The organism is Cryobacterium sp. RTC2.1, assembly GCF_035018685.1.
Classification (GTDB): domain Bacteria; phylum Actinomycetota; class Actinomycetes; order Actinomycetales; family Microbacteriaceae; genus Cryobacterium; species Cryobacterium glucosi.
The window spans coordinates 1-6,249 of record NZ_JASJXJ010000188.1 but is presented as its reverse complement, the minus strand read 5'-3'; the positions used below and the strand labels follow the sequence as shown (position 1 = coordinate 6,249).

Sequence of the window (6,249 nt, the reverse complement as noted above, 5' to 3'; positions counted from 1 at the left end):
AAACCTAGACGGAGAGCGGCGTGCACTCGTTAAGGCGCTCGGAAACCACCCACGGTAACGTCAGGAGAGCCCTAAAACCCTCAAGCTTGCGCCCAATCGAGTCCGCTTGGAGACTGCACGTCCAGCCATTCTGGGGAAAGCGCTCGGTTGGCTCCATCCGTCACAGCGAGGTTCAAGGTTGGGTCACCGAACTATCCAAACGCAAGGGTGCAACGTTGGTGATTCGAGCATTCGGGATTCTCGCGTCGATCTTGGATGTCGCTGTGAAGGATCGCCGCATTAGTTCGAATGCCGCACGCGGGGTGAATCTTCCGAGAAAACCTCACAACAAGCATGTCTATCTTTCCCACCAGCAGGTTCAACTCCTCGCCGACAACGCTGGTCGGCATTCGACTCTGCTCCTATTCCTGTCATACACGGGTCTCCGGTGGGGCGAAGCAACAGCCCTAAGAGTTAGAAGTCTAGACACCACGAGGCGCCGTGCGAACGTCACTGAAAACGCCGTGAGCGTTGGCGGACCGATCATCGTTGGCACGCCGAAGTCGCACGAATTCCGCAGCGTTCCGTACCCTGAGTTTCTAACCGATCTGCTGGCCAAAGCATGCGCGGGAAAGGATCAAGATGAGCTTGTCTTCGGTGCCGGACTCGTCCATGTGCCGCTTCCCGACTCAAGAAGAGGTTGGCGAGTTTCGGCAGTAAGAAAGGCCCAAGCCATTGACGCGACACTTCAGCGAGTCACCGTCCATGATTTGCGCCATACAGCCGCCAGCCTGGCGATCTCCGCCGGCGCAAACGTGAAAGCCGTCCAGAAGATGCTTGGACACGCTTCAGCCGCCATGACGCTGGACACATACGCGGATCTATTCGACGACGATCTTGACGCTGTCGGAATCGCGCTCAATCAGGCAAAGAAGGTTTCAGATGTGGGCAAACCGTGGGCAAACCCCGAATCTCTGTAATGAAAAACCCCCTGCTTCCCAGTGTTTACAAGGGATTCAGGGGGTTTGACTGTGGCGGTACCGGTGGGATTTGAACCCACGGTGGAGTCTCCCCCACACAACTTTTCGAGAGTTGCACCTTCGGCCGCTCGGACACGGTACCGAGGGAGATTGTACGTGAGAAACAGGGGTCTGCGCGAATCAAGCCGATATTCGGGGCTCGCGGGCGGCATCCGCTTCACTGGAAACCGCGACACGCGAACACAGGAAGCAGAAAGCCGGCACCCAGAAACCGGCGGTACGCTCCCCCCGTGTCTAACGTCAAACCGAACCTTCGCGCGCTCCTGGTCGCCCTCGGCGCCGTCACCACAGCTACCGGAATGACCGCTGCCGCCGTCGTTCGGGCGCGCGGATTCCGGGAATGGCGCCAAGGCAACGCCCGGGTACTCAACGAGACCCTCCCCGCGCACGCCCAGTGGTGGCGGGAGCATGGCCGGGAGCCGGGCGAGCTGCTCTACGTGGCCATCGGCGACAGCGCCGCGCAGGGGATCGGGGCAAGCGAACCGCGGCGCAGCTACGTCGGGTTGCTCGCCGATCACATCCGCCTGGCCACCGGTCGCACGGTGCGCGTCGCCAACCTGAGCGTCTCGGGAGCGACCGTCGAGCTTGCCGTTCGCGACCAGCTGCCGCTCCTCTCGGAACTCTCCCCCGACATCGTCACGGTCGCGATCGGTGCGAACAACGTGGCGGTGTGGGATGCTGCGGTGTTCGAATCAGGGATCCGCGCGATCTTCGCTGCGTTACCACCACACGCCCTCGTGGCCGACCTGCCGTGCTTCCACCTGCCGCACAACGAACGGATCGTGGCCGTCGGGAACCGGATACTGCGGACGGTCGCCACCGAGTACGGGCTCACCGTTGTGCCCCTGCACGCGACGACGAAGCGGCCGGGGCTGCGCAGCGTCGCCACCCACGTGGCCAACGACCTGTTCCACCCGAACGACCGCGGCTACCGGGTCTGGGCCGAAGCATTCCTCCCGGCGTTGAGCGAGGACATCGCTCTGCTCGTTCCCGAGGACGCCGAGGAGTTCGCCGACCTGCGCGAGGGGTAGGCGCGCCCGACCGGCCGGGTGGGCGCGCGGACTTCGGCCAGGGCGTGCGCTCGAGCTTCAACCGGCGTGGGCACGCGGCCGATTGCCCGGGTGTCGGTGGCCGAAGCTAGGCTCGCAAGCATGGCCAGACCCGTTTCCTCCTTCCGCTGCACCGAGTGTGGCTGGACCACCCTGAAGTGGGCCGGGCGCTGCGGCGAGTGCCAGCAGTGGGGCACCGTGGTCGACATGACGGAGAAGGCGAGCCTCACCCGCGCCGTCAAGCCTGTCGCCGTGATCGGGTCCGGCATTGCGCGTCCGATCACGCACGTGGACACCACCGCGGTCTCGCACTGGCCGACCGGCATCGGCGAGTTCGACCGGGTGCTCGGCGGCGGCATCGTTCCCGGTTCGGTCATCCTGCTGAGCGGCGAGCCCGGCGTGGGTAAGTCAACGCTGCTGCTCGAGGTCGCCTCGAAGGCAGCGGCAGCCAAGTCCCGGGTGCTCTACGTGAGCGCCGAGGAATCGGTGAGCCAGGTGCGCCTGCGCGCCGAGCGCACCGGGGCCTTGCAGCGCGAGCTGTTCATCGCCGCCGAAACCGACCTCGCGACCATCCTCGGCCAGATCGACGCGGTGCAGCCGAGCCTCGTCATCATCGACTCCGTGCAGACCGTCGCGAGCGGTCTCTCCGACGGGCTTCCCGGCCAGCCGAGCCAGGTGCGCGAGGTCGCATCCACTCTCATCCGGGTCGCCAAGGACCGCAACCTGCCGATCCTCCTGGTCGGGCACGTCACCAAGGACGGGTCGATCGCCGGCCCCCGCCTGCTCGAGCACCTCGTGGACGTCGTCTGCCAGTTCGAGGGCGATCGGCAGACCGCGTTGCGCTTCGTGCGAGCGCTCAAGAACCGTTTCGGGCCGACCGACGAGGTCGGCTGCTTCGAGATGACCGGCGAGGGCATCTCCGAGGTCCCCGATCCGAGCGGCCTGTTCCTCACCCGCGGCGGCGTCCTGGTGCCCGGCACCTGCGTCACGGTCGCCCTCGAGGGACGGAGGGCGATGCCGGTCGAGGTGCAGGCACTCGTCATGCCGAGCTCGGCCCCTAACCCGCGCCGGGTGACCAACGGCGTGGACTCATCGCGTGTCGCCATGATCATCGCCGTGCTCGAGCAGAGGGCTGAGGTGAAGGGCCTCGGGGCGTCGGATGTCTACGTGTCGACCGTAGGCGGCATCCGTCTGACCGAACCCGGCGCCGATCTCGCCATCGCGCTCGCGATCGCCTCCGCGTCGCGGAACAAGCCGATCGGGCATGACGTCGTGGCGTTCGGCGAGATCAGCCTCGCCGGCGAGGTGCGGCCGGTGTCGTCGGCCAAACAGCGTGCGAGTGAGGCGGCTCGGCTCGGGTTCGTGACCCGGATCGACTCCGGTGCCGGGCGGCTCGACTCTGCGATCATCCTCGCGCTGCGGGAGCCTGTCTCGGCACGGGACGCGGAGCTCGACGCGGCGTTCCGGTAGGCACGGGCGCCGGGCGGGCTAGCGCGACACCGAGGCCTGAACGGTTGCGGTGTGCACGACCCGGTTGCGGCCGTCGCGTTTGGCGACGTACAGCCGCACGTCCGCGGCTCGGAGGAGGTCGGAAGCCTGGACGCCGTCCTCGGGGGCGAGAGCAACCCCGATGCTCGCGGTGACGGGCAGCCCGGCGGTGATCGGGGTCCAGTCGTAGTCGGAGATGTCGCTGCGGGCCTCCTCGAAGCGTTCCCGGGCCTCTGCCGCGTCAGCGCCGGGCAGGATCAGCAGGAATTCCTCTCCGCCGAGGCGGGCGGCGATCCCGCCGGCGACCCGGTTGGCTGCGCGCTTCAGGATCTCGCCGAGCATGCGCAACACCTCGTCGCCGACCGCGTGGGACAGGGCGTCGTTGATGCGCTTGAAGTGGTCGATGTCGATCATCGCGATGGCGAAGCACGGCCCGCCCTCGCCGGACCGGATCGCCGCGACGCTCAGGTGTTCGTCCACGAAGCGGCGATTGTGCAGGCTCGTGAGCGGGTCGCGCTCGGCGAGTTCCCGGTAGCGTTCGCTCTCGCGCCGCGATTCCGCGGTCTGGAACATGGCCTCGAGGATCCGCCCGCGGGATTCGTTCTCGCTCGCGCCGAGCGCGACCGACTGGGCGTGATAGCTCCGGTAGGCCTCGAAGGCCCGGCGGTAGTCGAGGTTCGCGGCGTAGGCCTCGGCCTGTTCGCGGGCGACTTCGGTGAGCCAGCGGACGAGGCCGTGACCGGCGGCGAGGGTGGCGCACTGGTCGATCACCCGCTGCGCCGCGTCGAGCCGTCCCTGGATCCGGTAAACCTCGGCGAGGGTGACCAGTGCTGCCGAGACCGCATCGGGGTTGGGGTCGTCGTTCGCGGTTTCGATGGCCGGAAGCAGCATCCGCTCGGCTTCGTCGAGCCGCCCCGCGGTCAGGTAGACCCTGGCGATCGTGTCGCGCGCGTACATGCCGATCGGGCGGGAGTTCGCCGTGGACAGTGCGAGCAGCTGCTCGACGGTCTCGAGCGCGGCCACGTGGTTGTGGGCGAGATACTCGGTGTACGCGAGGTTGTTCAGGATCATGTAGCGGATGTTGGTGTCGGTGTCGTCGATGACGAGCCGCAGGGCCTCGTTGTAGCGGCGCCGCGACTCGTCGAAGGATCCGGCCGATCCAAGGGCGTCGGCCAGGCAGAGTCGGGCTGCGGCCCGCATCAGCGGCACCTCGCTCTCGTCGATCAGATCGTTGACGAGAACGGCGTGCTCGAGGGCGAGGGCGGGGTCACCGACCATCTCGAACACCGAGCCGAGCACGTCGTGACAGCGGGACTGCAGGGCGACTTCGCCGTGCCGCTCGGCCCAGGCAAGGATCTGTTGCACCTCGGCCGCGCTGCGGCTCGGATCTCCGCGGGTGCGGCTGATGTTGGCCAGGAGCACGCGGAGGCGCCGCGCGACGGCTCCCCTGCCGAGGCCGGTCTCGACGCTGCTGTAGTCGACGAACTCACCGTTCGCGCCATCGATGTCGACGACGCGCAGCTCGATCAGCCAGTCCCTGGCGGCCTGGTTGGCCTCGTCGCGGTCGATCCAGAAGAGGCGCTCGACGCGCGCGAGTCTCGCCTCGATCGATTCATTCGGCGGTGCGTTCATCGTGGCCTGCTCCCCGACAGGCGTGTGTTCCCGGCCTTCAATCTCCCCACCGGGAACCCTCTCCGAGAGAGGGAGGAACACTGTCGAGGCTCAGCCTAGCGCCCAGCCCGGACACCGGCGAATGGACGCCGCAGGATGCCGCCGATGGGGGGTGCCGACTCAGGCGTCGTCGCTGGAATCGGTTTCCGGGAGGGTGCCGAGCGCCGCCATCAGGTCGTCAGGGGCCGCCTGCATCACGTGCGGGCCGGCGATGTCGAAGAAGACCATCTCAAGCACGTTCCGATGCACGGTGAGGAAGTCGCGCAGCCACTGGGCGTCGCCGACCATGACCTGGGGGTCCACTTCATCGGGCACCATGCGGACGTAATTCTCGGCGGAGGAGAAGAGCAGCAGCATCCGCTTGTCGGTGCCTTCGCGGCCGAAGACGCGAACCTGCTCGCCCTGCCCGTTGACGACGAGCTGCGGCACGATCACGACGTCGTTGCGGAGGGCGTATGCGACGGCTGCTACGTCCTGGGCGGCGAGGGCGGTAGCAAGGGCCACGGAGCGGGTCGGTGGGGTCGGCGGCGTCATGTCAGTCGGGTCAGTCACGCCACCCATTCAATCATTCCGTCCGCACCGGCTGGGCACCGGAGCGGACTATTCCGCTCTGGGCTGACGTGCGGTACGGGCAATCGTTCAGTCGAGGATGAACTGCTTGGGTGTCGCCGATGCGATGCCGTCGACGGAGACGGCGAGATGATAGGAGGCTCCCCCGGCCGGCGCGGCGGTGCGGGTGGACTCGTCGCAGGTGGCGGCGTTGGAGCGGACCCGGTCCCAGGCGATCGGTGTTGTCGAGCTCACCGGAACGCCCGGTTGCAGGGTGACGTCGGCGTCGGCGGCCGCACTCTGGCAGTCCGTCGAGGTCCAGTAGATGTCCTGGCCGCTCGAGATCGTGAAGACCTGTTTCGAGGTGCCGGCGTTGATCACGCAGGGGACGGTGCCCGTGTTCGTGATGCTGAGGGAGAGTTCGGGCTTCTGGCCGGGCTGGTACGTGACGGCGTCGGTCAGCGCTTCGACGG

5 protein-coding genes, 1 tRNA gene and 1 pseudogene are annotated in these 6,249 nt (G+C 67.1%); 3 read left to right on the top strand and 4 right to left on the bottom strand.

The window, feature by feature from the left end:
* Positions 1 to 218 precede the first annotated feature (218 nt).
* Positions 219 to 959, top strand: coding sequence for a site-specific integrase (locus tag QN357_RS17055; RefSeq protein ID WP_323505256.1), 741 nt, complete (start codon positions 219 to 221; stop codon positions 957 to 959).
* Between the two features lie 52 nt (positions 960 to 1,011).
* Here QN357_RS17055 and QN357_RS17050 read toward each other — a convergent pair.
* Positions 1,012 to 1,101: transfer RNA gene (locus QN357_RS17050), tRNA-Ser, on the bottom strand.
* A 148-nt stretch (positions 1,102 to 1,249) separates the two neighbouring features.
* Between QN357_RS17050 and QN357_RS17045 the strand changes: the two genes are divergently transcribed.
* Together QN357_RS17045 and radA are read left to right on the top strand one after the other, a co-directional pair.
* On the top strand, positions 1,250 to 2,050 hold the full coding sequence (locus QN357_RS17045; protein ID WP_241984969.1) for an SGNH/GDSL hydrolase family protein: 801 nt from the start codon (positions 1,250 to 1,252) through the stop codon (positions 2,048 to 2,050).
* Positions 2,051 to 2,170: 120 nt separating this feature from the next.
* Positions 2,171 to 3,538 carry a DNA repair protein RadA gene (gene radA, locus QN357_RS17040; RefSeq protein WP_134446306.1) on the top strand — a complete coding sequence of 456 codons (1,368 nt, stop codon included), beginning with the start codon at positions 2,171 to 2,173 and terminating at the stop codon, positions 3,536 to 3,538.
* Between the two features lie 18 nt (positions 3,539 to 3,556).
* Here the strand turns inward: radA and QN357_RS17035 are convergent, their stop codons facing one another.
* The 3 genes and pseudogenes from QN357_RS17035 to QN357_RS17025 all read right to left on the bottom strand — a co-directional run.
* Positions 3,557 to 5,188, bottom strand: coding sequence for a sensor domain-containing diguanylate cyclase (locus QN357_RS17035; RefSeq protein ID WP_134561764.1), 1,632 nt, complete (start codon positions 5,186 to 5,188; stop codon positions 3,557 to 3,559).
* Positions 5,189 to 5,347: 159 nt separating this feature from the next.
* Complete coding sequence (locus tag QN357_RS17030) at positions 5,348 to 5,779, bottom strand: dehydrogenase (protein ID WP_322136741.1); 432 nt, start codon at positions 5,777 to 5,779, stop codon at positions 5,348 to 5,350.
* Between the two features lie 87 nt (positions 5,780 to 5,866).
* Positions 5,867 to 6,249 (bottom strand): annotated as a pseudogene (locus QN357_RS17025) (hypothetical protein); the annotation flags it as partial.

Excerpts from the sequence above, each read along its gene's own strand:
- radA (WP_134446306.1), top strand. The coding sequence starts at position 2,171 with ATGGCCAGACCCGTTTCCTCCTTCCGCTGCACCGAGTGTGGCTGGACC.
- QN357_RS17035 (WP_134561764.1), bottom strand. The coding sequence starts at position 5,188 with ATGAACGCACCGCCGAATGAATCGATCGAGGCGAGACTCGCGCGCGTC.